At 64.6% G+C, this 22,761-nt stretch carries 26 protein-coding genes; 11 read left to right on the forward strand and 15 right to left on the reverse strand.

The genetic code is table 11. The annotated features are described in order from the left end of the window. Positions 1–35 precede the first annotated feature (35 nt). Positions 36–851 (reverse strand): phosphatase PAP2 family protein, encoded by an 816-nt coding sequence (locus tag AC50X7_RS06750; RefSeq protein WP_494978287.1) that lies wholly within the window; start codon positions 849–851, stop codon positions 36–38. Positions 852–992: 141 nt separating this feature from the next. Here AC50X7_RS06750 and AC50X7_RS06755 point away from each other — a divergent pair, with 141 nt between their 5' ends. Further along, entirely contained in the window at positions 993–2,105 is a 1,113-nt protein-coding gene (locus AC50X7_RS06755; RefSeq protein ID WP_494978288.1) for a DNA alkylation repair protein, read from the forward strand. 36 nt (positions 2,106–2,141) lie between these two features. Here the strand turns inward: AC50X7_RS06755 and AC50X7_RS06760 are convergent, their stop codons facing one another. The 3 genes from AC50X7_RS06760 to AC50X7_RS06770 form a co-directional block, all read right to left on the reverse strand. Continuing rightward, on the reverse strand, positions 2,142–3,989 hold the full coding sequence (locus AC50X7_RS06760) for a S8 family serine peptidase (RefSeq protein WP_494978289.1): 1,848 nt from the start codon (positions 3,987–3,989) through the stop codon (positions 2,142–2,144). A gap of 167 nt (positions 3,990–4,156) precedes the next feature. Next, positions 4,157–5,029 carry an NAD-dependent epimerase/dehydratase family protein gene (locus AC50X7_RS06765; RefSeq protein ID WP_494978290.1) on the reverse strand — a complete coding sequence of 291 codons (873 nt, stop codon included), beginning with the start codon at positions 5,027–5,029 and terminating at the stop codon, positions 4,157–4,159. Continuing rightward, complete coding sequence (locus AC50X7_RS06770; protein ID WP_494978291.1) at positions 5,026–5,619, reverse strand: adenylate kinase; 594 nt, start codon at positions 5,617–5,619, stop codon at positions 5,026–5,028. The genes AC50X7_RS06765 and AC50X7_RS06770 overlap by 4 nt, the downstream gene beginning before the upstream one ends. A gap of 292 nt (positions 5,620–5,911) precedes the next feature. Between AC50X7_RS06770 and AC50X7_RS06775 the strand changes: the two genes are divergently transcribed. Next, a complete protein-coding gene (locus tag AC50X7_RS06775; protein ID WP_494978292.1) occupies positions 5,912–6,655 on the forward strand; it encodes a GAF and ANTAR domain-containing protein in 744 nt (247 codons plus the stop codon). A gap of 147 nt (positions 6,656–6,802) precedes the next feature. Here the strand turns inward: AC50X7_RS06775 and AC50X7_RS06780 are convergent, their stop codons facing one another. The 5 genes from AC50X7_RS06780 to AC50X7_RS06800 form a co-directional block, all read right to left on the reverse strand. Continuing rightward, the gene (locus AC50X7_RS06780) at positions 6,803–7,639 is read right to left on the reverse strand and encodes an alpha/beta fold hydrolase (protein ID WP_494978293.1); all 837 of its coding nucleotides are present in this window, start codon (positions 7,637–7,639) and stop codon (positions 6,803–6,805) included. Positions 7,640–7,735: 96 nt separating this feature from the next. Further along, positions 7,736–7,933 (reverse strand): hypothetical protein, encoded by a 198-nt coding sequence (locus AC50X7_RS06785; RefSeq protein WP_307093886.1) that lies wholly within the window; start codon positions 7,931–7,933, stop codon positions 7,736–7,738. Between the two features lie 244 nt (positions 7,934–8,177). Further along, entirely contained in the window at positions 8,178–9,362 is a 1,185-nt protein-coding gene (locus AC50X7_RS06790) for a fatty acid desaturase family protein (protein WP_494978294.1), read from the reverse strand. A gap of 13 nt (positions 9,363–9,375) precedes the next feature. Continuing rightward, the gene (locus AC50X7_RS06795) at positions 9,376–10,473 is read right to left on the reverse strand and encodes a ferredoxin reductase (RefSeq protein ID WP_494978295.1); all 1,098 of its coding nucleotides are present in this window, start codon (positions 10,471–10,473) and stop codon (positions 9,376–9,378) included. A 233-nt stretch (positions 10,474–10,706) separates the two neighbouring features. Then, positions 10,707–11,741 (reverse strand): LLM class flavin-dependent oxidoreductase, encoded by a 1,035-nt coding sequence (locus AC50X7_RS06800; RefSeq protein ID WP_494978296.1) that lies wholly within the window; start codon positions 11,739–11,741, stop codon positions 10,707–10,709. An 81-nt stretch (positions 11,742–11,822) separates the two neighbouring features. On the opposite strand from AC50X7_RS06800, the gene AC50X7_RS06805 reads away from it, so the two are divergent. Further along, on the forward strand, positions 11,823–12,227 hold the full coding sequence (locus tag AC50X7_RS06805; protein ID WP_494978297.1) for a YidH family protein: 405 nt from the start codon (positions 11,823–11,825) through the stop codon (positions 12,225–12,227). A 4-nt stretch (positions 12,228–12,231) separates the two neighbouring features. After that, complete coding sequence (locus AC50X7_RS06810) at positions 12,232–12,567, forward strand: DUF202 domain-containing protein (protein WP_494978298.1); 336 nt, start codon at positions 12,232–12,234, stop codon at positions 12,565–12,567. A gap of 14 nt (positions 12,568–12,581) precedes the next feature. Here AC50X7_RS06810 and AC50X7_RS06815 read toward each other — a convergent pair whose 3' ends face one another. Next, positions 12,582–12,980, reverse strand: coding sequence for a hypothetical protein (locus AC50X7_RS06815; protein ID WP_494978299.1), 399 nt, complete (start codon positions 12,978–12,980; stop codon positions 12,582–12,584). A gap of 57 nt (positions 12,981–13,037) precedes the next feature. Between AC50X7_RS06815 and AC50X7_RS06820 the strand changes: the two genes are divergently transcribed. The 3 genes from AC50X7_RS06820 to AC50X7_RS06830 all read left to right on the forward strand — a co-directional run bounded on the left by AC50X7_RS06820 (position 13,038) and on the right by AC50X7_RS06830 (position 15,714). Further along, entirely contained in the window at positions 13,038–13,274 is a 237-nt protein-coding gene (locus tag AC50X7_RS06820) for a DUF2630 family protein (RefSeq protein ID WP_494978300.1), read from the forward strand. Then, a complete protein-coding gene (locus tag AC50X7_RS06825) occupies positions 13,274–14,068 on the forward strand; it encodes a carbon-nitrogen hydrolase family protein (protein ID WP_494978301.1) in 795 nt (264 codons plus the stop codon). The genes AC50X7_RS06820 and AC50X7_RS06825 overlap by 1 nt, the downstream gene beginning before the upstream one ends. Before the next feature lie 308 nt (positions 14,069–14,376). Further along, entirely contained in the window at positions 14,377–15,714 is a 1,338-nt protein-coding gene (locus tag AC50X7_RS06830; RefSeq protein ID WP_494978302.1) for an ammonium transporter, read from the forward strand. A gap of 19 nt (positions 15,715–15,733) precedes the next feature. Here AC50X7_RS06830 and AC50X7_RS06835 read toward each other — a convergent pair whose 3' ends face one another. Then, positions 15,734–16,348 (reverse strand): PadR family transcriptional regulator, encoded by a 615-nt coding sequence (locus AC50X7_RS06835; protein ID WP_494978303.1) that lies wholly within the window; start codon positions 16,346–16,348, stop codon positions 15,734–15,736. Positions 16,349–16,526: 178 nt separating this feature from the next. Here AC50X7_RS06835 and AC50X7_RS06840 point away from each other — a divergent pair, with 178 nt between their 5' ends. Together AC50X7_RS06840 and AC50X7_RS06845 are read left to right on the forward strand one after the other, a co-directional pair. After that, a complete protein-coding gene (locus AC50X7_RS06840) occupies positions 16,527–18,692 on the forward strand; it encodes a transglycosylase domain-containing protein (protein ID WP_494978594.1) in 2,166 nt (721 codons plus the stop codon). A gap of 63 nt (positions 18,693–18,755) precedes the next feature. Next, positions 18,756–18,839: a hypothetical protein gene (locus AC50X7_RS06845; protein ID WP_494978595.1), complete on the forward strand. Its 84-nt coding sequence runs from the start codon at positions 18,756–18,758 to the stop codon at positions 18,837–18,839. A 67-nt stretch (positions 18,840–18,906) separates the two neighbouring features. Here the strand turns inward: AC50X7_RS06845 and AC50X7_RS06850 are convergent, their stop codons facing one another. Beyond that, entirely contained in the window at positions 18,907–19,500 is a 594-nt protein-coding gene (locus tag AC50X7_RS06850) for a DnaJ family domain-containing protein (protein WP_494978596.1), read from the reverse strand. A gap of 132 nt (positions 19,501–19,632) precedes the next feature. On the opposite strand from AC50X7_RS06850, the gene AC50X7_RS06855 reads away from it, so the two are divergent. Next, the gene (locus AC50X7_RS06855) at positions 19,633–20,157 is read left to right on the forward strand and encodes a PaaI family thioesterase (RefSeq protein WP_494978304.1); all 525 of its coding nucleotides are present in this window, start codon (positions 19,633–19,635) and stop codon (positions 20,155–20,157) included. A gap of 128 nt (positions 20,158–20,285) precedes the next feature. Here AC50X7_RS06855 and AC50X7_RS06860 read toward each other — a convergent pair whose 3' ends face one another. Beyond that, the gene (locus AC50X7_RS06860; RefSeq protein WP_494978305.1) at positions 20,286–20,783 is read right to left on the reverse strand and encodes an SRPBCC family protein; all 498 of its coding nucleotides are present in this window, start codon (positions 20,781–20,783) and stop codon (positions 20,286–20,288) included. A 14-nt stretch (positions 20,784–20,797) separates the two neighbouring features. Continuing rightward, the gene (locus tag AC50X7_RS06865) at positions 20,798–21,130 is read right to left on the reverse strand and encodes an ArsR/SmtB family transcription factor (protein ID WP_494978306.1); all 333 of its coding nucleotides are present in this window, start codon (positions 21,128–21,130) and stop codon (positions 20,798–20,800) included. 101 nt (positions 21,131–21,231) lie between these two features. On the opposite strand from AC50X7_RS06865, the gene AC50X7_RS06870 reads away from it, so the two are divergent. After that, positions 21,232–21,960, forward strand: coding sequence for a Type 1 glutamine amidotransferase-like domain-containing protein (locus tag AC50X7_RS06870; RefSeq protein WP_494978307.1), 729 nt, complete (start codon positions 21,232–21,234; stop codon positions 21,958–21,960). Positions 21,961–21,992: 32 nt separating this feature from the next. Here AC50X7_RS06870 and AC50X7_RS06875 read toward each other — a convergent pair whose 3' ends face one another. Beyond that, positions 21,993–22,727, reverse strand: coding sequence for a GAF and ANTAR domain-containing protein (locus AC50X7_RS06875; RefSeq protein WP_494978308.1), 735 nt, complete (start codon positions 22,725–22,727; stop codon positions 21,993–21,995). Positions 22,728–22,761 lie beyond the last annotated feature (34 nt).

A 22,761-nucleotide genomic window follows, 5' to 3' on the forward strand; every position in this document is an offset into this window, starting at 1 on the left:
GTCCAGGCGCGCTGCCTGCGGCTGACCCGCCCGGTTCAGTCGCCCGGCTCAGTCGCCCGCGCGTCCGCCTTCGACAATTCGCCGGTGATCCGCTCGCCCGGAACCCTCGCCGTCCGCCACGTGTCCAGGGCGATAACTCCGCCCAGGATAATCAGGGACAACGAAAGCGACGCCAGCGCATCGCTGAGCCAGTGGTAGCCCAGGTACAGCCGGCTTAGTGCTGCCAGCACAATGCCGATGCCCGCTCCAATGAACCCGAACACGGCAGCGTGCCGGTTGCTGCGCCGGGAGTAGATCAGGAAGGCACCCACCAGCAGGAAGTCGCATGCTCCCAGGACATGTCCCGACGGGAACGAAAAGGTGTGGTCAATGCCGAAGAGCATCTGGTCCACGGGGGGACGCGACCGCCGCACAATCTGGAGGATGATCTGCGAAATGATGACCCCGGTGAGCATCGCGGACGCCAGGAGTATTGGACGCCAGGCATGCTTCGCAGCAAATCCCCACGCCACAACCACCACCAGGACAATGATGGGGAGGGCAATGGGACCGAAGACCACGGCCAGGAAGATCATGACCACCGTAAGGGTTTCGGACCTCAGCCCGAGCAGCCAGTCCCGGGCAGGGCCGTCGGCGGCAGACAGGCCATCGGCCTGCACCACGCTGATCAGGGTCGCGAGGAAGAGCGCCACCCCCAGCAACGCAAGGATGATGGCCGACCAGTACAGGCCGCGCCGGTCGCCCGGCTCCAGATAGCGCTCCTCTACCACGAACTTGTCATGGAATACCCGCCATTTGCCGGCACCTTTCCCGGTGACTCCGGAACCCATAGACCCCTGCTGTGCTGCCATGCCCATCCCTAGGTGGTGAAGAAATACTTAGGGTGAAGATTATCCCGCTTGCCCGCTTTGATCAGTAGCCAGGAACGGCCCTTTCCGCCACGGTGCTGGTGGGCGGCCGGAATGGTCGTACCCCGGCGGTAGCCTGACTGCATGGGCGTTATGAACGAGCTGATCGATCCGCCAAGCATTGAAGCGCTCACCCGCATCCTGGCGGAAAGCGCACCGGCAGTGCAGTGGGCACAAACGGCTCTCGCTGCATCCCTGCTTGGTGACCTGAACTTACGCGCGCGGACCGATCTCGTGGCCGAAGCCCTTGTGGCTGATATCAGCACGAGTCCGGTCCCGGGATATACGACGGCGTCCGTCAGCTTCCGGGCGGCACTGTCAGTCCCGGAATTCACCGGCTGGGTCCTCTGGCCGGTTTCGGAGGCGGCCGTCACTCTGGCCCTCGCGTCCGGTGCAACGGAGGACTTCGACGACTGCCTGGCCCTGCTCGCTGAACTGACGCCAAGGCTTACCGGGGAATTCGCCGTCCGCCGCCTCCTTGCCAGGGACCCGGACCGGGCCTTGGCAGCAATCCTCGGCTGGACGGCCCACCCCGACGAGCACGTCCGCCGCCTCGCGAGCGAAGGCACGCGTCCCTACCTGCCGTGGGCCGTGCGAGTCCCGGCCCTCGTCCAGCGGCCAGAAGCCACCCTGCCCATCCTCACTGCCCTCTACCGCGACCCGTCCGAATACGTCCGGCGTTCCGTGGCCAACCACCTCAACGATCTCGCCCGGCATGCACCCGGTGCTGTTGTGGCCACAGCTGGTCAGTGGCTCTCCGCACCGGACGGCAACACCGGATGGGTGGTCCGCCATGGGCTCCGCACGCTGGTCAAGAAGGGGCATCCCGGCGCACTGGCGCTGCTGGGCTTCACGCCGGCGTCGGTGGCTGTGACCGGGCCGCGCCTCGACCAGGAAATCCTCTCGGTGCCGGGTGAGTTGACCTTTGCCTTTGAGGTTTCCAATACCGGCACCGAGGACGTGCGTCTTGCGGTGGATTACCTGGTCCACTACCGCAAGGCCAATGGCAGCCAGTCCGCGAAGGTCTTCAAAATCTCAATCCTGACCCTTGCGCCCGGCGAGAGCAGGAGCCTGTCCAAGCGCCACGCGTTCAGGCAGATGACCACCAGGGTGCACCATCCGGGACTGCATGCGCTGGAGCTTCAGATCAACGGCGCCGTGCATGGGCGCACCGAGTTCCTGCTGGAAATGGCGTAGTTCCTGCTCCGCTGGCCCAGTTCCTGCTGCTTTGCCCTACAAGGAACCAGTGGTGAACTGCCAGCTCCTGCCGGCGAACGGGTTCCCGGCAAGGTCGCGCACTCCGGCGGTGCCGCGGGTCACCGTCACGGTGTACTCGGTCCTGGCGGCTAATGCCTGCTGGGGGTTCAGGATCCACTGGTTGGTAGTCGAGTTCCGGAAAACGGCCGCTGGCACCACCGCACCGGTAGCGGTATTCTTCACCGTGAAGGTGGTTCCGTTGACGCCCTGGACCGCTTCGCTGAAGTTCAAGCTGATGTTGTTGGTGCGGCGCACCAGCAGCTTGTTGCTGGTGGGCGTCGTGCCCGTGACAACGGGTGCCGGGCCGGTCAGGAAGGTCCAGCTGGTGGATGCCAGCGGGGTTCCTGCGCTGTCACGGATGGCCGAGGCGCCGCCCACCAGCGTGGCCGTATAGCGGGTGTCGGTTGCCAGGCCGGCCGCCGGGTTCAGGGTGGCAGTACGGGTGGTGGCGTTGTAGGTGACGGCGGCAGGGATGGTGCTGCCCGCCGCATTCTTGAGCACAAACGTCCCCGTGGTGACGCCCTGGACGGCGGCACTGAAAGTGGCAGTGGCATTTGTTCCCGTTGCCACGGCGGTTGCGTTTGCTCCCGGGGTAGCGGCGGTAACGGTGGGAGCGGGTGCCGGAGCGGGAGCGGGTGCCGGCGCGGGTGCCGGCGCGGGTGCCGGCGCGGGTGCCGGAGCAACAGCGCCGGCAAACAGCAGCCGGTTGGGGGTACCGCTCGTGGCACCGCTGACCACTCCCGCCGTGGCGTTGGATATCAGCGCTCCCGCCACCTGGGCCGGTGAGAGGGCAGGGTTCTGGGAGAGCAGCACTGCGGCTGCCCCGGCCGCGTGGGGAGAGGCCATCGAGGTTCCGGACATCGACACCGCGGCGGTGGCAGAGGTGTGGTGGGCCGAGGTGATGCCCACGCCCGGCGCGTAGAGGTCCACGCAGGAGCCGAAGTTGGAGAAAGATGCCTGCCGGTCAGCGGAGTCGCTGGCAGCCACCGTTACTGCTCCGGAGACGCGGGCCGGGGAATTGCTGCAGGCATCCACGGCGGAATTGCCGGCGGCAACCACCGCGGTAACGCCGTCGTCCATAACAGCCTGGATGGCTGCGTCAACAGCGGAGCTGGCGGCGCCGCCGAGGCTGAGGTTGGCCACTGCAGGCGTCCCGGCTGTGTGGTGGGCGGCGATCCAGTCCAGTCCCGCAACCACGTCCGAGTTGTAGCCGGAGCCGTTGCAGTCGAGCACACGCACCGGCACCACGGTGGCGCCCTTGGCCACACCGTAGGTGGAACCGGCCACCGAGCCGGCCACGTGGGTGCCATGGCCGTTGCAGTCGCTCGAACCCCGGCCGTCGGCCACGGCGGACCAGCCGGCTGCCACCCGTCCGCCGAAATCTGCGTGCGAGGCAAGGACACCGGTGTCCACCACGTACGCGCTCACACCTGCTCCGGATGCCGTCCAGGAGTAGGACCCGGACAGGGGCAGGGGCCTTTGGTCCACCCGGTCCAGGCCCCAGGGTGCGGGCTGCTGGGATGCGGAAAAACTGATGGGTGCATCCACTTCCACGGAAACCACGCGGCCGGAGCGGGCCAGCGCAGCAGCCTGTGCCGGGTTGGCGTTTACCACTGCGCCGCGGAAGGCGCGGGTAAAGGTACGGCCCACGGCCAGTCCCTGACCCCGCATGCCGGCTGCCTCTGCGGCAACATCGGCATTGGCTGCGTACCGGACGATGTAGCGGCCCGTCGCACCGGAATCGGCCGACGGAGCGGCCGATGCCGGCACGGCGGCTGTGGAAAGGGCGACTGCGGAAACCAGCACTGCTGCGGCGGGCAGCACAAAGGATGGAGTGCGAATTTTGGGGTCCTTGCTTCGGCGTTGCGCTCTGTGCGGGCAGGTAAACCATCCGCCCTACCTCAAGATTAGGACCCGTTTCCGCGCTGGAACGGGGTCTTTGCAGGATCCTGTGCCAACCCTTTGGGATTCCTGCGGCTGGGCGCCAGGGGTCAGATTGAGGCTCCCGCGGGGATGGTTGGCTGGTGGTTCCGCCAGGAGTATTCGGGCTCAAAACCGAGCAGGCGCCTGGCCTTGTCAATGGACAGCATGGTCTCGTGCTCGCCAAGGTCCTTGGTGACTTTGACGGCAGGGAACACCTCCGCCGCCAGTTCCGCACTGGACCGGCTCATCACGGTGTCCGCGTTGGCGATGACGTACGCCTCGAAGCCCGGCTTGGCGTTTTCGAGCGCGCGGACTATGGCCTGGGCGCCGTCGCGGCCGTCGATGTAGCTCCAGAGGTTCCATTTCCGCAGCGTGGCATCGGCGTCGAATGCGGGGAAGCTGTCGTAGTCCTCAACGTCCATGACGTTGGAGAACCGGAGGCCGGAGATGCTCAGCTCCGGGTCCCACCGCGTCAGTTCCACCGCCATCTGCTCCTCGAGGTGCTTCACCAGCGAGTAGGTGCTCTCCGGCCGAGCGGGGTACTCCTCGTCGACGGGAATGTAGGGCGGGTCGACGTCGAACGGCAGTCCCAGCACCGTCTCACTCGAGGCGTACACCACCTTCTTGATTCCTGCCCGCCGGGCCGCCTGGAACACGTTGTAGGTGGCGAGCATGTTGTTTTCGAACGTGGCGGCGTCCGGGATGATGCCGGGCGCGGGAACGGCACCGAGGTGGACCACTGCGTCGAACCCGCCGTGCCGGTCGTCCAAACCGAGCAGGACATCCACAACCTGGCCGTAGTTGCGGAGGTCCACCACCACCAGCCCGGGATTCCGCTCCCCCGCACGGTCCAGGTTGAGCACCTGGTGCCCGTCGCCGGTGAGTCTGCGCACCACGTGCCGCCCCAGCTTTCCGCTGCCTCCGGTTACTGCCACCCTCATGCGCGTTCTCCTTTTTCATTAATGAAGCGTTCGACGGCGGCGATCGCCAGTTTGGTGATGTCGCCGGGGTCGCCGCTGCCGTTCACCGGCACCAGCAAGCCCCGCCCTGCGTAGACGGACACGACTTCGTGCGTCTCACGGTGATAGAGATCCAGGCGGCGCCGGAACACGTCAACCGTATCGTCCCTGCGGCCCTCGTCCTGGGCACGCCGCAGCATCCGCTGTTCCAGCTCGGAATCGGGAACCCGGAGCTCGATGACTGCATCGATCCCGTGGCCCTTCGAGGCGAGCATGTTGTCCAATTCCACCACTTGGGGCGCGGTCCGCGGGTAACCGTCGAGAAGAAAACCGGCCTGGACGTCGGCGTCCAAAAGTCGGTCCTTTACCAGGGCATTGGTGAGGCGGTCCGGCACGAAATCGCCGTCGTCGAGGTACTTTGCGGCTTCATTGCCCAATTCCGTCTGCAGGCTGACATTATTCCGGAAAATTTCACCCGTGGACACGCCGGGGATACCGAAGTGCTGGGCCAGGTGCTCCGCCTGCGTACCCTTGCCGGAGCCGGGCGGACCGATGATGAGCAATCTGGTCATGTTTCTGTCCCTCCATAGCGCAGCAACGGCTGGTTTCCGGGTCCGCCACCGGCAGCGCCGGCGCGTGCCTTATTCTGCCGGTAATGCCTGCTCCAGCGCCAGCGTCCGCGGACTGGCGGTGCCTCAAATGACGATTCCCGCCCCCGGGGAATGTATATACTTTTGGATATCGGTTTAGCAGCAGGCCGTTGGAAAGTTCGTCGATCCAGCGAGCATTGCCCCCTTCCGCCTGTTGGCTGGACGGTGCTTGTTACCTGCTCGTTTTGACCTGAGCGAATGGCACAAAAAAACCGTGGCCAGCGAGTCAACTGTAAAAACCGATACATCCATTACTGAGCACCTGCATGAACTTGTCCTCAACAGCTCCGATGTTGAGGACTTCCTTAACGAACTCGCGCAGGTGTCCGCACGCAATCTCTCCGAGCCCGGCGATGAGATTCTGTGCGCCATAACCCTGCTGCGGCAGCGGAGGGCCGCCACGGTGGCCAGCAGCAGTCCGGCCGCCGAGGCCGTGGCACGGCATGAGTACAAGTTCAACCAAACGCCCAGCATGACGGCCTGCACCACCCAGGAGACCGTCCAGGTGCCGGACATCAGCGACGACGGCCAGTGGCCTGACTACTCGGCCGCGCTGCTGGGCGAAGGCGTCCGCTCCGTCCTGGCGCTGCCGTTCCAGCTGGAAGGCGGCACCAAGGCTGCGTTGCTGCTGTACTCGGGCCGTCCCCACCGATTTGAAGCCCGGATGCTGAAATTCGCCGAGGACTTCGTCAGCCAGACGTCCCTCGCACTCCGGCTTGCGGTCCGCTTTGCGCATTACAGCGAGACCGCTGCAAACCTGCGCGCCACCCTTGAATCGCGGACGGTGATCGATATGGCGGTGGGGATCATCATGGCCCAGAACCGCTGCAGCCAGCAGGACGCGTTCGAGATCCTCAAGACTGCGTCCAGCACACGCAACTCGAAGCTGCACGAGGTTGCCACGGTAGTGGTCAACTCGCTGGGCCAGGGCCCGGCACGCACCCACTACGACGGGTAGCAGCCGGCGCCAGGCCTCTTTGTGTACCTACCTCACCAAGCCCTTCCACACGGCCGCTCACCTTTGGCAAACTTTTGCTCAACGCTCGCTCAATTCCGGCGACGGCGGATTCCCGCCGTCGCCGGAAATTCTTGTGTTAAGGGCGGACTACTTGGCGAGGAAGCGCAGCAGGACTTCGTTGACCTCCGCGGCGTGGGTCAACAGCAGGCCGTGCGGGGCGCCTTCGATTTCAACGTACTCGGCGCTGGGCATGGCCTTGGCGAACAGCCGTCCCGTGGAATCGATGGGAAGAATGTTGTCCGCTGTGCCGTGGAGGATCAGTGCGGGGACGTCGATCTTGGGGATGTCACCGCGGAAGTCCGTGAGCCAGGTGGGCTGCGCTGCAACGGATGCGGTGGCGCCGGCGCTGGCCGCGGTGTTCCAGCTCGCGGTAACGGCCTCCTGGCTGAGGCGGGGGGTGCCCAGGAACGTATCGCTGTTGTAGAAGTTCTTGAAGAACTCGGTGAAGAAGGCGTACCGGTCTGCCGTTACTGCTTCATTCAGGCCGTCGAAGACCTCCTGCGGGACGCCGTCGGGGTTGTCGTCGGTCTTCAGCAGGAAAGGTTCCAGGGAGCCGAGGAACGCTGCCTTGGAAACGCGGGCGGAGCCGTAGGTGCTTAGGTACCGGGCAACTTCGCCGGTTCCCATGGAGAAGCCCACCAGCACCGCGTCGCTCAGGTCCAGGGTGGTCAGGATGGTATTGAGATCGGTAGCGAAGGTGTCGTAGTCGTAGCCCTCTGTGGTCTTGCTCGATTTGCCGAAGCCGCGGCGGTCGTAGGTGATGACGCGGTAGCCGGCGCCCAGCAGTGCAGTTGTCTGTTTCTCCCAGGAGGCGCCGTCCAAGGGGTAGCCGTGGATCAGCACCACGGGCTGGCCCGAACCATGGTCCTCGTAGTAAAGCTCGATGTCCGTGCTGTTTTCAGTTCCAACGGTGATGAAAGCCATCGCGGCGGGTCCTTTCGAGAGTGTGGGATCGATGCGGGCGGGAAAACTGCCTTGCCCGCGCGATTCCTACTCTAGGGTGGTCCGCCGTGCCCTGGGCTACTGGGACGGTTGCGGAAGCTCGCAGGTTATCTGCGGATTGGCGCCCATGTAGTTCAGCGGGCCGGCGGCAATGGTGATGGCTATCGTCCCGGCTTGCGCGCAGTTATCCGGCGCTCCCCCGAAATAGCCGCGCTGCCAGGCGGCCACACCGCCAATGATCAGCCAGATGACAACAAGGGCTCCGAGTATCCGCATGATTCCTCCATAGGCCGCGGCTGCTGTGGGATCAATTATGCGGCGTCCGCACGAAAAGTGAGAGAGCGATTGAAGAACGTCCCCGAAAGGTGATAGAGCGTCGGGGAAAAGTATGCGAAAGGTGATAAAGCGTCGGGGCGGGGAACAGAAATGCACCCCCGGCGCCGGGGTTGGTTCCCGGTACCGGAGGTGCATTCGGTGTTCTACTATCAGCCGTTAGTTAATTCAGGCGTTGTTGCTTTGATCAGGCCGTGGCCGGCTTGCCCGGAAGTGCGAGCTTGAAGACCTTGGCCCAGGAGGAGCCGACCTGCTTGAGCAGCGGACCTGTGGTGTACTTCAGGCCGTAGCGCTGGCAGATCTCACGGACCTTCGGGGCAACCTCGGGATACCGGCTGGAGGGCAGGTCCGGGAACAGGTGGTGCTCGATCTGGTGCGACAGGTTGCCGGTCATGATGTGCATGAACTTGGAACCGGAGATGTTCGCGGACCCGATCATCTGGCGGACGTACCAGTCACCGCGGGTTTCGCCTTCCACCATTTCCTCAGTGAAGGTGTCGGTGCCTTCGGGGAAGTGCCCGCAGAAGATGACCGCATGTGCCCAGACGTTGCGGATGGCGTTGGCGGCCAAGGTTCCGTAGAGGGCCTGCTTGCCGGAGCCGGTGAGCATGGCGACGGCGGGGGTGGCAGCGTAGTCCTTGGTGAACTGGGTGACAACCTTCTTGCCCAGCGCCTTGAGGTCCTTGAGCAGGGCTTCCTTGGACTTCGTGCCTTCCTTGTACTCGGTCAGCTCGAGGTCATAGATGGCGATGCCCCACTCGAAGACGGGCGCCAGGATGGCGTTGAACAGCGGGTTGGCCAGGTTGATGGGCTTCCACGGCTGGTTCTCGTCCATGCGGAGGAGGTTGTATCCGACGTCGTTGTCCTTGCCCACCACGTTTGTCCAGCGGTGGTGCAGGTCGTTATGCGTGTGCTGCCAGGACCGCGACGGCGTGACGAAGTCCCACTCCCAGGTGGTGGAGTGGATGTCCGGATCCCGCATCCAGTCCCACTGGCCGTGCAGGATGTTGTGGCCCAGCTCCATGTTTTCGAGGATCTTCGCGAGGCTCAGCAGCGTGGTGCCCGTGACCCAGGCAGCCTTGTTCTTGCTGACCAGCAGGGCGGCGCGGCCGGAAATCTCCAGGCCGCGCTGGATCTTGATCATGCGGCGGATGTAGGCGGCGTCTTCCGCTCCGCGCTTGGCCAGGATCTCGTCGCGGATCGCGTCGAGTTCACGTCCGAGCTCGGCCACCTGCTCGTCGGTCAGGTGGGCGGCAGCGGGAGGCCGGACCGTTGGACTGCCGGACTCCGCCAGCTTTCCGGGGCGCGTCCTTGCCCCTCCGGTGGAACTGCCTTCGGTGGGTGTGGGCTTGCTGGGTGTAATTACAGACATACCGTGGTGCTCCTCAGATTTCGAGGTTGACGGGTCCGGCGGCTGCCGAGACACACGTTTGGATCAGTTGGCCGGGTTCGCCATGGACTTCCCCGGTGCGAAGGTCCCTGACCTGGCCGGACAGGAGTGGCGTGAGGCAGCTGTGGCAAATGCCCATGCGGCAGCCGCTGGGCATCAGCACGCCTGCATCCTCGCCGACGTCGAGCAGCGGGGTGTCGCCGTCGGCATCCACCTCACGGTCGGATGCTTCGAAGGTGACCAGTCCGCCGTCGTGCCCAACACCGCCGGCGAAGGTGGTGTTGAAGCGTTCGATCATCAGGTTGCCGGGGTCGCCGGCCACCGCGATGTCCGAGCCGGGTGCCGCCGTTGTCAGCGCTGCCTGCTTCCACAGCGCCTCGGCGTCGTCCAGGAAGCTGTCCGGACCGCAGGCGTAGGCGGCGCGATCCTTCCAGTCCGGGCAGATTTCATCCAGTTGCGCGGTGTTGGTCAGGTCCATGCGCCCTTGCTCACCCGTAAACCAGTGGGCAAGGCGGAAGTTGGGGAATTGGTCGGCCAGCTCGGCGAGTTCTTCGCGGAACAGGCTGTCGCCGGGAGTGCGGGCCGAGTGGACCAGTACGACGTCGGCATCAGGACGCCGCGGAACAAGCGTGCGGATCATGGACATCACCGGAGTAATGCCGCTGCCCGCCGTCACCATCAGGAGGGGCCGGGGGTGCTCCGGGAGCACGAAGTCGCCCTGCGGGGGCGCCAGGAAAAGGACATCGCCCGGGCGGGTGGTGCGTACCAGCGTGCCGGAGACTGCGCCAACATCGGTGACCGTGATCGCGGGATCCTGGCCGGCGGGGGCGCTGAGGGAATAGGACCGCCAGTGGCGGACACCGTCAAGTTCCACGCCGATGCGCGCCCACTGGCCTGCCAGGTGGGAGTGCCAGCCGCGGCCGGGCCGGAAGAAGATGGTGGCGGACTGCGCCGTCTCCTGCACTACCCGGGTGACCACACCGCGAAGCTGCCGCGCAGAGTAGACGGGGTTGAACAACGCTAGGATGTCCTCCGGCGCCAAAGGCGTGGTGAGCACAGAGGCCGCTTGGGCAAGCTGACGTAGCCGGATCATGCGATAAAGCCTAAAACGGCGCGGGCCATATTTCTCTCTCTCCGTCATATGACCGTTCCGCAGTCACGCTGTAGTGGGGGCGCTAAGCCCCCAAGCCGCACTTCAAGAGTAACGGCTGCAGTCCGCAGAAGGTTCCCCACGTTTTCAATAAGCATGCTTAGTATACCGCGGTCCGGAGCGGCAAGAGACATATTTATGCTGTGGCCATCTTCGTTACCCCCTGCTTATTTGGTTCAGGACCGGTCCGGGCTCCAGCCGATTGCAGGCGCAACGTAGCGCGTGACGTTGCCCAGGAGTTTGGCGTTGAAATTGACGCCAAGCTGGTTGGGCACGGTGAGCAGCAGGGTGTCCGCCGCCTGTACCGCCGAGTCCGCAGCGAGTTCCTCCACCAGGACATCCGGTGCGCCCACGTAGCTCTTCCCGAATCGGGCAGTCAGTCCGTCGATGACGCCCACCTGGTCCCGGCTGTCCCGCAGGGCACTGCCCGCAAAGTAGCGGCTGTCCTCCCCATCCACAATGGGAAGTACGCTGCGGCTGACCGAAACACGGGGCGTGCGCTGGTGGTCTTCGGCGGCCCAGGCGTCCCTGAACAACCGGATTTGCTCCGCCTGGAGTTCATGGAAGGGTACGCCGGTGTCCTCGGTCAGGAGAGTCGAGCTCATTAGGTTCATGCCCAGCTCCGCAGCCCACACGGCTGTCTTCCTGCTGCCGGCTCCCCACCAGATGCGCTCGGCCAGGCCGGGTGACTGCGGTTGCACAGGCAGGAGTCCGGTGGCACCCCCGGCGTAGCGGGGATCTGCGTCCGCCACCCCGGCGCCGCTGATCGCTTTGCGGAAGACAGCTGTGTGCCGGCGTGCCATATCGGCGTCCGTCTCCCCGGGCTGGGGACGGTGGCCGAACACAGCCGCCCCGTCCCGCGCCGGCTCGGGTGAACCGCGGCTGATTCCGAGCTGAAGCCTGCCGCCGCTGATCAGATCAGCCGCGGCAGCTTCCTCCGCCATATACAAGGGGTTCTCGTAGCGCATGTCGATCACACCGGTACCGATTTCGATCCGGCTTGTCCGCGCACTAATGGCCGACAGGAGGGGAAACGGCGAGGCCTGCTGCCGGGCGAAGTGGTGGACGCGGAAGAATGCCCCGTTCACCCCCAGTTCCTCAGCGGCGACAGCAAGGTCGATGGCCTGGAGGAGGGCATCCCCCGCCGTCCGGGTTTGGGAACCCGGACCCGGGCCCCAGTGGCCGAATGAAAGGAATCCGATGCGCTCCATACTGCCCTAACTTCGCCGGCACTCCGGGCATTCCCGAAGCACCCGCAGGAACCGGAGGAAGCCCCTGGCTAAACTGGCACGGTGACCAACAGCGAGCAGCCTGACAGCGCCATCGTGCCGCCGTCGCGCGGGAAGATCGCCGAACGGCTGCTGCCCGGCGGCGAGGAACCGGACCCGCGGTTCACGCTCGCGAACGAGCGGACCTTCCTCGCCTGGATCCGCACGTCCCTGGCGCTCCTGGCCGGCGGCATTGCCGTCGAGGCCTTCACCGCAGACCTTTTCCTGGAGCCTGCCCGGAAGGGCCTGGCAGTGGTGCTGCTCCTGCTGGGCATGCTGCTGAGCGCCGGTTCTGCGGTGCGGTGGCTGCGCGTGGAACGAAGCATGCGCAACAAGGCGCCGCTGCCGCTGCCGCTTATTGTCCCGCTGCTTGCCGGGGCAGGGGCGCTGGCGGCCGCCGTCGTGCTGATCTTCATCCTCTGGCGCTGAACCTGTGCCCACCCAGTACCCCGCCGGCGGCCACGGGGATCCGGGCCTTCAGCCGGAGCGTACCGCCCTGGCCTGGGGCAGGACGATGATGGCCCTGGTGACGGTCAGTGCGATCTTCCTGCGCTGGCTTCCGATCCACGGGCTCCCCATCCTGCTTCTGTTCGCCGTCTCGGCCGGGGCAGCCGCGGCGATTTACTTCACGCAGCGCCGCCGCTACGGCACGAGCTCCCGCGGCATCGCCAGGGAGAATGTCGACGCCGACATCACCGCAGTGCTCTGGACTGCTTTTGCAGGGGTTGCGTTGGGCGGCCTCGGCGTCGCCGTGGTCCTTGCCTGGTAGGCCGGGTCCCGGCGCTAGAACATCGGCAGGACAAATCCCGCAAGGAGCGCAACCGCACCAATTCCGGTGAGGCAGCGGCCCAGCACGGCCGCGGTTTTGCCTTCTTCTTCCGGAGCCGCCATTTGCCACTGGGTGGGCCGCTTGGGGTGGTAGTAGATGGGGAGCGTATCCCCCACAGCCAGGTCCTGGATGTCGTGCGGAGACATGGGCGCATGGTGCACCTGGTACTTCCGGTCGAACCAGCGGAAGCCCACACCGGTGTTGTCCGAATACACCACGGCTTCGGCCACGGCCCACGGGTGCACAAAGCGGCGCAGGAAGCCTGTATAGAAGAGCAATCCCAGCCCGGCGGGCAGGCACAACCAGGTGAGCATTTCCAGGATTGGACCTGCCATATCAAGCACAGTGGGCATGATTCTGATGGTACAGGCGTACGCTGAGGGAAATGTTTCCGGCGGAAGGGTGTAGACATGAACGACGAAGATCTTTTGGCCCGCATCCAGGCCCTGGTGGAGGAGGAACACACCCTCCGCGATGGTGCCGGCGACGGCCAGGCGCCGGACCAGGGCCGGCTCCAGCAGGTGGAAGAAAGGCTGGACCAGGCCTGGGACCTGCTGCGCCAGCGCAGGGCCAAAGCGGAATCCGGCGAAAACCCCAACGAGGCCGAGCCCCGGCCCGTCAGCGAAGTAGAGGGCTACAAGCAGTAATGCGTCTAGCAGTCGCCCAAATCATCAGCAGTGCAGACCCTGCCGCCAACCTGGAGCTGATCCGGGACTACGCCACCGAGGCCAAAGCCGCCGGCGCCGAGCTTGTGGTGTTCCCCGAGGCCGCCATGCGCGCGTTCGGGAACTCTCTGACTGACATCGCAGAACCCCTGGACGGCCCGTGGGCGGAGAAGGTCCGTGCCCTGTCCAGGGAACTGGACATTGCGATCGTAGCGGGAATGTTCACGCCCGGGAAGGACGGCCGCGTCCGCAACACCCTGCTGGTCACCGGCCCAGGAGTGGATACGTCCTATGACAAGGTGCACCTATTCGACGCCTTTGGCTTTGCCGAATCCAAAACCGTGGATGCGGGCACCAACCCCGTCACCTTCGAAATCAACGGCACCGTGTTTGGCCTGGCCACCTGTTACGACGTCCGCTTCCCTGCCCTGTTCACGGCCAATGCCCGCGCAGGCGCTCAGGTCAATATCGTCTGCGCCTCCTGGGGAGCCGGTGAGGGCAAGGCAGAGCAGTGGGACCTCCTGGTGCGTGCACGCGCCCTGGACAGCACCACCTTCGTCGTGGCCTGCGGCCAGGGCGATCCAGAGACCGTTGGAGGAGGCCAGGCGGGAACGGCGCCCACGGGCATCGGCCACAGCGCCGTCATCACTCCCCTGGGCTCAGCGGTAGCTGCCCTTGGCGGAAAGCCGGAACTCGCCGTCGTCGACATCGATCCCTCCGTGGTGGACGAGGTGCGCACCAAGCTTCCCGTACTGGCTAACGCCCGCCAGTTCTGAGTCTCCCGAGGGCCTGCCGGCCGCTTAATCTTCCCGGATTTCACAGCTCCCGACGACGGCGCGCCGCATTTTCCGCGCGGGGCGCCGTCGTCGTTTCAAATGTTCAGAATTTAGCTCATTGGATGGAGTCCGTTTACACAGCCGAAACATTTTTAACACAGGCACTTCACAGAGCCGCAGTTTCCGTAACACCAGCGCAACTTTTCTGGCCATTTCCTGAAACACGGAACCCGAAAGATGGACGGCGGGGGAAATGCGAGGGCCGGCAAAGCGCCCCGCTTCGAGGCGCAACGCGAAGGGACCCGCAGGTGGAGATCACTGCCCAACATGTCTGGCTGATGATTTCAGCCGCGATGGTACTGCTGATGACGCCCGGGCTCGGCCTCTTTTACGGCGGCATGACACGGGCCAAAGCAGCCCTGAACATGATCATGATGAGCTTCATCTCCGCCGGGATCGTCGGGGTGGTCTGGATTCTTTGGGGCTACTCCATGACAACAGGCGACGGCGTGCTCGGCATCTTCGGCAATCCCTTCGCCAGCTTCGGACTCCAGAACCTGATGGGCTCCCCGGACCTGATCAAGGCCGGGTACAGCGCCACGTTCGCCATCATCACCGTGGCCTTGATCAGCGGCGCCATTGCCGACCGCGCCAAGTTCGGGGCCTGGGCCGTGTTCGTTCCCGTGTGGGTCACCGTGGTCTACTGCCCCCTCGCCTACATGATCTGGGGCGGCGGCTTGATGAGTGCCGACGGAGCCCTCACCGCCATTTTCGGCCAGGTCATTGACTTCGCCGGCGGCGCAGTAGTGGAAATCAGCTCGGGCACCGCCGCGCTGGTGCTCGCCCTGATCGTGGGTCAGCGCCACGGTTTCGCCAAGGACCCCAACCACCGGCCGCACAACGTGCCGTTCATCATGCTGGGTGCCGCCATCCTGTGGTTCGGGTGGTTCGGCTTCAATGGCGGAGCGCCGACGACGGCGGAACAGGCCGGCCTGATCTGGGTCAACACCCTGGTGACGCCGGCAGCGGCAATGCTCAGCTGGCTGGTGACCGAAAAGATCCGCCACGGCCACCCCACATCGCTCGGAGCTGCGTCCGGCGTGGTGGCCGGGCTCGTTGCCATCACTCCCTCCTGCGCCAACATCAGCCCCGTGGCGGCCATCGGCCTGGGCCTGGTGGCCGGAGCAGCCTGCGCTGTTTTCGTGGACCTGAAGTACCGGTTCGGGCTGGATGATTCCCTCGATGTGGTGGGGGTCCACCTGGGTGCAGGACTGATTGGGACCCTGGCACTCGGTTTTATTGCCCTCCCGGTGGCTGGCCAGGGCGGCGGTTTGTTTTATGGCGGCGGTTTCCAGCAGCTTGTGGCGCAGTCCGTGGCTGTGGTGATCACGGTGCTGCTGTCAGGCGCCGGGACCTTGGTTATCGGCCGCGCCATCAACACGACCATCGGGTTCCGCGTCAGCCGTGAGGCAGAGACCGCCGGTGTGGACCTGTCCGAGCACGCCGAGAGCGCCTATGCCTTTGGGGAGATGGGGGCCGGTTTCAACCCCGGCAGCCACGCAGCCCCGCATTCCCCCGCCGTTTCCCACTCCCCCGCAGTCCAAAACCAGGCCGAGCGCCGGGCCAAGGAAGACGCCTTCGCCTGACTGACCGGCGGGCTGCAGGTCAGTCAGCCAGGATCTTGTAGAGGGCCCGGCGGGTTTCGTCCAGCTTCTCGATGGCAGCGGCCCGCTGTTCTTCAGTGACACCCGTACGGAACTGGTGGATAACGCCCATCAGCTTCCCGATGCACTGGTGGAAGTCCTTGTCGGGACTGTCAGGTCCGGAGTCCCAGGCATTTTCGAGTTCTTCAGCATGCTCTGCCACCCATGCCCTTCCGGCGTCCGTAAGCGTGTACTCGGTTCCGCGGCCTTCGCTGAGCGCCGTGATAAGTTCCTCGTCCACCAGCTGCTGCAGTGTGGGGTAGATCGATCCTGGACTCGGGCGCCAGGCTCCGCTGGTTTTTTCGGCAATCGCCTTTATCAGCCCGTAACCATTTGAGGGCGCCTCGGCCAGGAGCGAGAGTATGGCGGAGCGCACGTCACCCCTGCTTGCCCTGCGCGGGCCGCGCCCGAAACCTGGCCCGAAGCCCGGACCAAAGCCTGGCCCGAACCCGCCTCCGAAGCCCGGTCCGAAGCCGCCTCCTCGGTGTCCGTGCGGTCCGCGCCTGCCGCGGCCACGCTCGAACCGGCCCCTGCCGGAGTGCGATCCGGGAATGTCGTCATGAGAAATGCCCTTCATCGTGGCATCGTCCTTTCATTTTGGATGTTCACCGTTATACTCGGCGATAGTTAACGATATATCGATAGCTATCGCCGAGTCAATAATAGAATTCATCAAATCATGACCTTCCGCTCTCTGGATTGCCCTGCCCAGGAGACGTAATCTTGTGGCACTCTTCGAGCTCGAGGACTGGATCATGGCGAAGAAAAAGAAGCGCAGGCGCGGTAATAGTTCTCCGTGGGGGCGATTCCTGGGATTCCTTGCAGCGAGCGTCATGTGCGGCGTGCTGGCGGCCAGCCTGGTTGTGCCGTCTGTTGCTGCGGCAGGCTACGGTGTCAGCACGTCCATCAACTTTTTCGAAAACCTGCCCGAGGAACTGACCGTCCAGCCGCCGTCGCAATCCACTAGGGTCCTCACCTCCGATGGCAAGGCGATCGCAACGTTCTACGCCGAGAACCGCGTCAGGATCCCGCTGGACCAGATGTCCCCGTACATCAAGGACGCCGTCATCGCCATTGAGGACAGCCGGTTCTATGAACATGCCGGCCTTGATCCGCAGGGCATCCTCCGTGCCGTGGTAACCAACCTGACAAAGGGCGACCAGCAGGGGGCGTCCACCATTACGCAGCAGTACGTCACCAACGTGCTCAATGAGGCAAAGCTGTCCCAGGAACGACCGGACGAGGTGGTCCTCAGCGGCCAGAAAGACTTTGGGGACAAGCTGCGGGAGATGAAACTGGCTGTTGCCCTGGAGAAGAAGTTCACCAAGGAACAGATCCTTGAGGGCTACCTGAACATCGTGTTCTTCAACAGCGACGCCTACGGCGTGGAAGCTGCAGCCCGCTACTTCTTCAACACCCGCGCGAAAGACCTGAACCTTCCCCAAGCTGCACTGCTGGCTGGCCTGGTGAACAGCCCCACGTTCTATAACCCCGCCCTCAACCCGGAAAAATCCGTTGTCCGCCGTGACCAGGTGCTTGGCGAGATGCTGCGGCAGGGAAAGATCACCCAGATTGAACATGACGAGGCCGTTGCCAGCCCCATCGCAGTGAAAATCAGCCCGCAGCGGCAAGGTTGTGCCAACGCCACCATGGCGCCGTATTTCTGCGATTACATTTCGCACCTCATCCTGAACAACCCCGCGTACGGGCCCACGCAGAAGGAACGGGAGAGGAAGCTTTACCGGGGTGGCCTCACCATCACCACAACATTGGACAGCAGGTTGCAGACTGCAGCCCAGTCACAGGTGAACGGGACCGCGGGCCGTAACCCTGACCGCTGGGGGGCAGCCTTGGTGACCGTCCAGCCCGGAACCGGCAAAATCCTTGCGATGGCACAGAACACCGTGTTCCTGCCCGAGCCGGGCAAGTTCGACACCCAACTTAACTTCAACGTGGACGCCAAGGATCCGCAGGGCAATGACCTTAACGGTGCCGGCGGGTTCCAGACCGGATCCACCATGAAGCCCTTTACGTTCGCCGAGTGGCTGAATGAGGGCAAGCGGCTCAACGCGGAGGTGGACGCGTCAAAGCGGGTCTACCCGCTGGGGTTCCCGTGGCGGTCAAGCTGCGGAAAGGTGTTGGGCGCCTACAGCACTGCCCAGAACAACCCTGAACTGGGCGCGGCAGATGACCTCCAAAATGCCGAGCCGGGCTTCTACCGGAAAATGCCCATCAACTACGGCCTCTACAACTCCATCAACACAGCCACCTTCGCATCCGCTACGCAGCTGGACTTCTGCGGCATCCAGAAGATGGTGGACGCCGTGGGCTTGCACAACGGCCACGACGGTTCCCCCATCAACATGCACCAGCTGGGCAACCTTCTGGGCGCCACCAATGTGGCACCGCTCCACATGGCGAACGCCTTCGCCACCTTCGCCAATGACGGAAAGTACTGCGCACCCATCGCCCTGCTGAAGGTTACTAACGCAGCCGGCGCCAAGCTTCCGGCTCAAACCAGCGAGTGCAGGGACGCCGTGAAGCCCAACGTGGCCCGTGGCGTGAACTCCGTGCTGCAGGACGTCATGAAGAGGGGCTCCGGTGTGTGGATCAAGCCCAAGGTCCACGACAAGGTTCCCGTGGCAGCAAAGACCGGCACTTCAAACAACAACGGAGCCACCTGGGTAGCTGGCTACACCACCGGGCTGTCCACCGCTTCCTTCTTCGGGGATGCGCTGGAAGGCCAGAAACGCTCCGGGCAGAAGGTCACCATCAACGGGACGTTTTACCCGCGCCTTGACGGCTATATGATCGCCGGGCCGCAGTGGGCCAAATACATGCTGAAGGTGGCTCCGCTCTATAAGGCGGCGCCGTTCCCGAAACCTCCGCGATCAATGTCCGGCCCCACTCCGGGCCGTTAGCCGCACAGGTAATGGGGAAATGGCTACGCAACAGAGGCTGCCGTCACAGCCCTCGCTTACGCACTGGACAGCGGGTTGGACAAGGTAGCGGCAGTCACCACCCCGGCAAACACGGCCTCCCAAAGGTCTGCCTGCGCATCGGCATGACCCACCGCGGACAGACCGACAGGTACTACAACTCCACCTGCGAGCTATTCGAGGCGAAAACACTCCACTAGCCGGTCCCCTTCCACAGCCGTCGCCACCACGAGCGAGGCATTTGCGGCACGGGCGCGGGCTGTGGAACCTGTGAGGCAACCCGGCGTTCGCGCCACCACCCCACTTCCTCCTCCACGTCCCGGGTCCTGGTGATAACCGGCGGGCCGCCCTGGAGCTGGCGCCGTGCATCGACAACCCGGCGGTTGAAGTCCTCCAGGATGTCGCGGACCTGCTGCTCCGTGTATTGCGCATCGAGCTTGGCGTCCAGCTCGGCGTCCTCGGTGCGGAGCAGGATGGCCGCCGGACCCAGGCCGCTGATGTTTTCGCGCTGGATGAGGCCTTTGACCCACCAGTCGGGGTCGTACGATTCCCCTAACCCCGGAATCGGTTTGCCCGCGTACTTGAGGTTGTCGAACTTCCCGTGCGCCATCGCATCCCGGACCAGGTACTCGGCCCGGGCGGCATCGCCCACCTTCCGGCGCTTCTCCCGCTCCTTTGCGTCGAGGGCGTCCAGCGCGGCTTCCTCCTCGGCGCTGATGCCGGCTCCCCGGTAGGACCGGACTTCGGCCGCACGCTCCAGCCGCTTCCGGAAGTCCTCACCGCTGCCCATTGCTGCCACCGCCTTACCCTTCGGTCCTTCCTTCCAGTATTCAGAAGCTTTTCGTCCGGTTCAACGCCAGCCGTGCATTCCAACCCTGGAGGTTTACGCTGGTCACTCGGACCGATCAGAGAGGAGCATTCCATGGATGCCAGCGAATCAGCAGTACGGACAGAGACCTTCAGCTGGACGGATCCGCGCGTCGGGCTGGAACACCTGCCGCGCATGTCCGGCCTGGAGTTCCTCTCCGGCATGCGGGACGGGACGATTCCACGTCCGCCCATGGCAGCCCTGATGAATCTGACCCTTGTGGCGGTGGACGCCGGGCAGGTCGAGTTCGAATGCCGGCCTACTGAAGCCCACTACAATCCGCTGGGCATGGTGCACGGCGGCCTGGCATGCACGCTGCTGGATACCGTGGCGGGGTGCGCCGCCCACAGCACCCTGGCCGCGGGGTTCGGCTACACCTCCATTGACCTTTCGGTCAGCTACCTGCGGCCCATCACGGCTGACCACGGCGTCCTCCGGGCGGCGGGTTTGGTGGTCAAGCAAGGGCAGCGCGTCATCTTTGCCGAGGGACGCATCCTCGGCCCGGCCGGCGACTTGCTGGCCACAGCCACCAGCTCACTGCTTGTGATCGCCGCGGGGGCCCCGCCGCAGCTGCCCTGAACCGGCACCACAAAGCGCCGCGCCCGCCCTGCCCGCTGGTTCGCTGGTGCCGCGCACACAACGAAGCGGACGACGGCGGAGGTCCCGTCGTCGTCCGCCTTCCTTATGTTGCTGGGCGGGTTAGCCGCTCAGGCGTTGGCGTGTTCGGAGAGGATGGCGTCAATCTGGCCAACGGCTTCCTTCATGCCTTCCTCCATGCCCATCTGGACCATCTGTTCCATCTGCTCTTCGGACTCGAAGGTGGAAACAATGGTCATCCTGGTACGGCCGCCGGTCTCCTCCAACGAGACCGTTGCGTGCGTGATGCCCAGGTCGTCGACGGGCGCCCCGTTTTCGTCGGCGAAACCGTCGTCGAACTCCAGCTTGTTGGGTGCCTGGATGGCGGTGAAGCGCCACCAGCCGCCGGCCTTTTCGCCCTCGGGACCGGTCATGTAGTAGCCGGCCTTACCACCGGACTGGAATTCAAACTGCTCAAAAGTGGCGGGCCAGGTGGGCGGACCCCACCAGCGTTCCAGCTGGCGCGGGTCCTCCCAAAGCTGCCAGACACGTTCGACACCGGCGTCGAATTCGGCCACGAGGGTGAAGCTGAGCGCCTCGAGATTCTTGGTGGAACTGATAACCGACATTGCAGAACCCTTCCTTATCCTTCAGCCAAAATGTCAGCGATGCGGCCTACGCGCTGCCGCCAGATCGCCTCGTACTCATCGAGCAGCCGGCGGGCTTTCTGCAGCCCTTCATGATTACCCCGCACGATCTGCTCCCTTCCGCGCTTTTCCTTGGTGACCAGGGAGGCGCGTTCCAACACCGCCACATGCTTCTGGACGGCGGCGAAGCTCATGGCGTAAAGGCCCGCGAGGCCGGAAACCGTATATTCGCCCACGGTCACTCGCCGGACGATGTCGCGGCGGGTGGAATCGGCGAACGCCTGGAAGAGGCGGTCAAGTTCAGTTTCGCGGATCTGATCTACAACCATTTGGTTGTACGATAGTCGCGGCCGGCGCAGGTGTCAATGCTTCCTGCTTCCGGCTTTTGTCCTCACCGGGAGGAACCTTCCGGCAGGGTATCTTGTAGCCCATGGGCATTTTCCTGGCCGGCGCCGGACCCGACTATGACTCCTTTCCTGACGTCTTCAAGCGCTTCGTCCAGGACATCCCGAGGCCGGGCGTCGAGGGGCGGCTCCTCCGAATCGCGGTAGTGGTGCACCACCGCGGCGGCTACCCCGAAAGCGTGCTGCAGGATTACGCCGCGCCACTTCGGTCCCTGACCTCCTGCGAGGTGGTCCCGGTCCTGCTGCGTGCCGGCGGCCCTGCGGATCCCGCGGTTTTCGACCGTGTGGACGCTGTGGTGGTGGGCGGCGGGCTGACCCCGGCGTACCTCACAGGGCTGCAGGGTTGCGGGAGTGCCATCGCGGCAAGGGTGGCCGAGGGCGTCCCCTACCTTGGGTTTTCCGCCGGCGCCATGATTGCTCCCGGGGCCGGCATAGTGGGCGGTTACCGGATTGGGGGCGTCGAGGTGTGCGCTGAAGAGTGTTCAGAGGACCTGGACGAAGTAGAGGTCCGGGCGGGATTGGGGCTGGTTCCGTTCGCAGTGGACGTCCACGCCGCCCAGGCCGGCACCCTGAGCAGGGCCGTGGGTGCCGTGTCGGCGGGACTCGCGGACAGGGCCGTCGCCGTAGATGAGGACACCGCATTAGTCCTGCGCGACGGCGGCGGGGACTTCGACGTGATCGGCAGCGGCAACTGCTGGGATATCCGCAGGTCCGGGACAGGCTGCAGTGTTTCTGTCCGCCCCGCCGTCAACTGAACGAGTACGGTCTGGCTGGCGCGGGGCTTGGGTTACGAGTCGAAGTGGGTCTGGATGCTGGTGCCCGAAAGCTGTTCGATCAGTTCGGTTGCGATGTCGCGCAGTTTGCGGTTGCGGTTGCTGGAAACCTTGGTGAGGATCTCCATCGCTTCTGCCTGCGAGCACCTGTTCTGCGCCATGATGACTCCGCAGGCGAGGTTGATGGCGGTGCGGCTTTCCATTGCCGCCTCCAGGTCCTCAGCCCGGTCCTGTGCCGAGTTGATGCGGACCGACAGTTGCAGCGTGCTGTGCGCGGCCGCAGCAAAACCAACAGCCTTGTCATAAACGTTAGGGGTGAAGACGTTGGGCTTTGACGCAAAGAAGTTCAGTGCGGCACTGGCTCCATTGCCGATTTCGAGGGGCACACCCAAGGAGCTGTGGACGCCGGCCTCCATGAACTTCCGCGACAGCTCGGGCCACCGCAGATCCGAGGCGACGTCGTCGATAACCACCGGAGACATGTCCCGCAGCGCCTTGATACAGGGGCCGTCACCCACTGCCTGCTCCAGGTGATCCAGCTCGACGGCCCGGGTGCTGCTGCCCGCGGCCGTTGAGGGCTTTCGCCTGATCTTGATGGTGACTGCGCATTCGACCTCGTCGCCTGCCGCCTCCGAAACCGCAGCGGCAGCCAGTTTGGAGAGCCCGGAGAGGAACTCAGCGGCATTTTCCGTGCCCACGAGAATGCTCTGAAGCTGCTCGACGGGTTCGCTCTCTGGTGAATTCGACATGCGCCTATCCTATGTCCCACCTAGGAAAGGGGGG

The organism is Pseudarthrobacter sp. Hb11 (assembly GCF_059383655.1).

Bases quoted from the DNA above. Each gene is read 5' to 3' on its own strand.
- AC50X7_RS06875 (WP_494978308.1), bottom strand. From the start codon at position 22,727: ATGTCGAATTCACCAGAGAGCGAACCCGTCGAGCAGCTTCAGAGCATT.
- AC50X7_RS06815 (WP_494978299.1), bottom strand. From the start codon at position 12,980: ATGCCCACTGTGCTTGATATGGCAGGTCCAATCCTGGAAATGCTCACC.
- AC50X7_RS06820 (WP_494978300.1), top strand. From the start codon at position 13,038: ATGAACGACGAAGATCTTTTGGCCCGCATCCAGGCCCTGGTGGAGGAG.
- AC50X7_RS06785 (WP_307093886.1), bottom strand. From the start codon at position 7,933: ATGCGGATACTCGGAGCCCTTGTTGTCATCTGGCTGATCATTGGCGGT.
- AC50X7_RS06800 (WP_494978296.1), bottom strand. From the start codon at position 11,741: ATGGAGCGCATCGGATTCCTTTCATTCGGCCACTGGGGCCCGGGTCCG.
- AC50X7_RS06840 (WP_494978594.1), top strand. From the start codon at position 16,527: ATGGCGAAGAAAAAGAAGCGCAGGCGCGGTAATAGTTCTCCGTGGGGG.
- AC50X7_RS06755 (WP_494978288.1), top strand. From the start codon at position 993: ATGGGCGTTATGAACGAGCTGATCGATCCGCCAAGCATTGAAGCGCTC.
- AC50X7_RS06750 (WP_494978287.1), bottom strand. From the start codon at position 851: ATGGCAGCACAGCAGGGGTCTATGGGTTCCGGAGTCACCGGGAAAGGT.
- AC50X7_RS06825 (WP_494978301.1), top strand. From the start codon at position 13,274: ATGCGTCTAGCAGTCGCCCAAATCATCAGCAGTGCAGACCCTGCCGCC.
- AC50X7_RS06850 (WP_494978596.1), bottom strand. From the start codon at position 19,500: ATGGGCAGCGGTGAGGACTTCCGGAAGCGGCTGGAGCGTGCGGCCGAA.
- AC50X7_RS06790 (WP_494978294.1), bottom strand. From the start codon at position 9,362: ATGTCTGTAATTACACCCAGCAAGCCCACACCCACCGAAGGCAGTTCC.
- AC50X7_RS06835 (WP_494978303.1), bottom strand. From the start codon at position 16,348: ATGAAGGGCATTTCTCATGACGACATTCCCGGATCGCACTCCGGCAGG.
- AC50X7_RS06870 (WP_494978307.1), top strand. From the start codon at position 21,232: ATGGGCATTTTCCTGGCCGGCGCCGGACCCGACTATGACTCCTTTCCT.
- AC50X7_RS06865 (WP_494978306.1), bottom strand. From the start codon at position 21,130: ATGGTTGTAGATCAGATCCGCGAAACTGAACTTGACCGCCTCTTCCAG.
- AC50X7_RS06780 (WP_494978293.1), bottom strand. From the start codon at position 7,639: ATGGCTTTCATCACCGTTGGAACTGAAAACAGCACGGACATCGAGCTT.
- AC50X7_RS06860 (WP_494978305.1), bottom strand. From the start codon at position 20,783: ATGTCGGTTATCAGTTCCACCAAGAATCTCGAGGCGCTCAGCTTCACC.
- AC50X7_RS06765 (WP_494978290.1), bottom strand. From the start codon at position 5,029: ATGAGGGTGGCAGTAACCGGAGGCAGCGGAAAGCTGGGGCGGCACGTG.
- AC50X7_RS06855 (WP_494978304.1), top strand. From the start codon at position 19,633: ATGGATGCCAGCGAATCAGCAGTACGGACAGAGACCTTCAGCTGGACG.
- AC50X7_RS06770 (WP_494978291.1), bottom strand. From the start codon at position 5,619: ATGACCAGATTGCTCATCATCGGTCCGCCCGGCTCCGGCAAGGGTACG.
- AC50X7_RS06795 (WP_494978295.1), bottom strand. From the start codon at position 10,473: ATGATCCGGCTACGTCAGCTTGCCCAAGCGGCCTCTGTGCTCACCACG.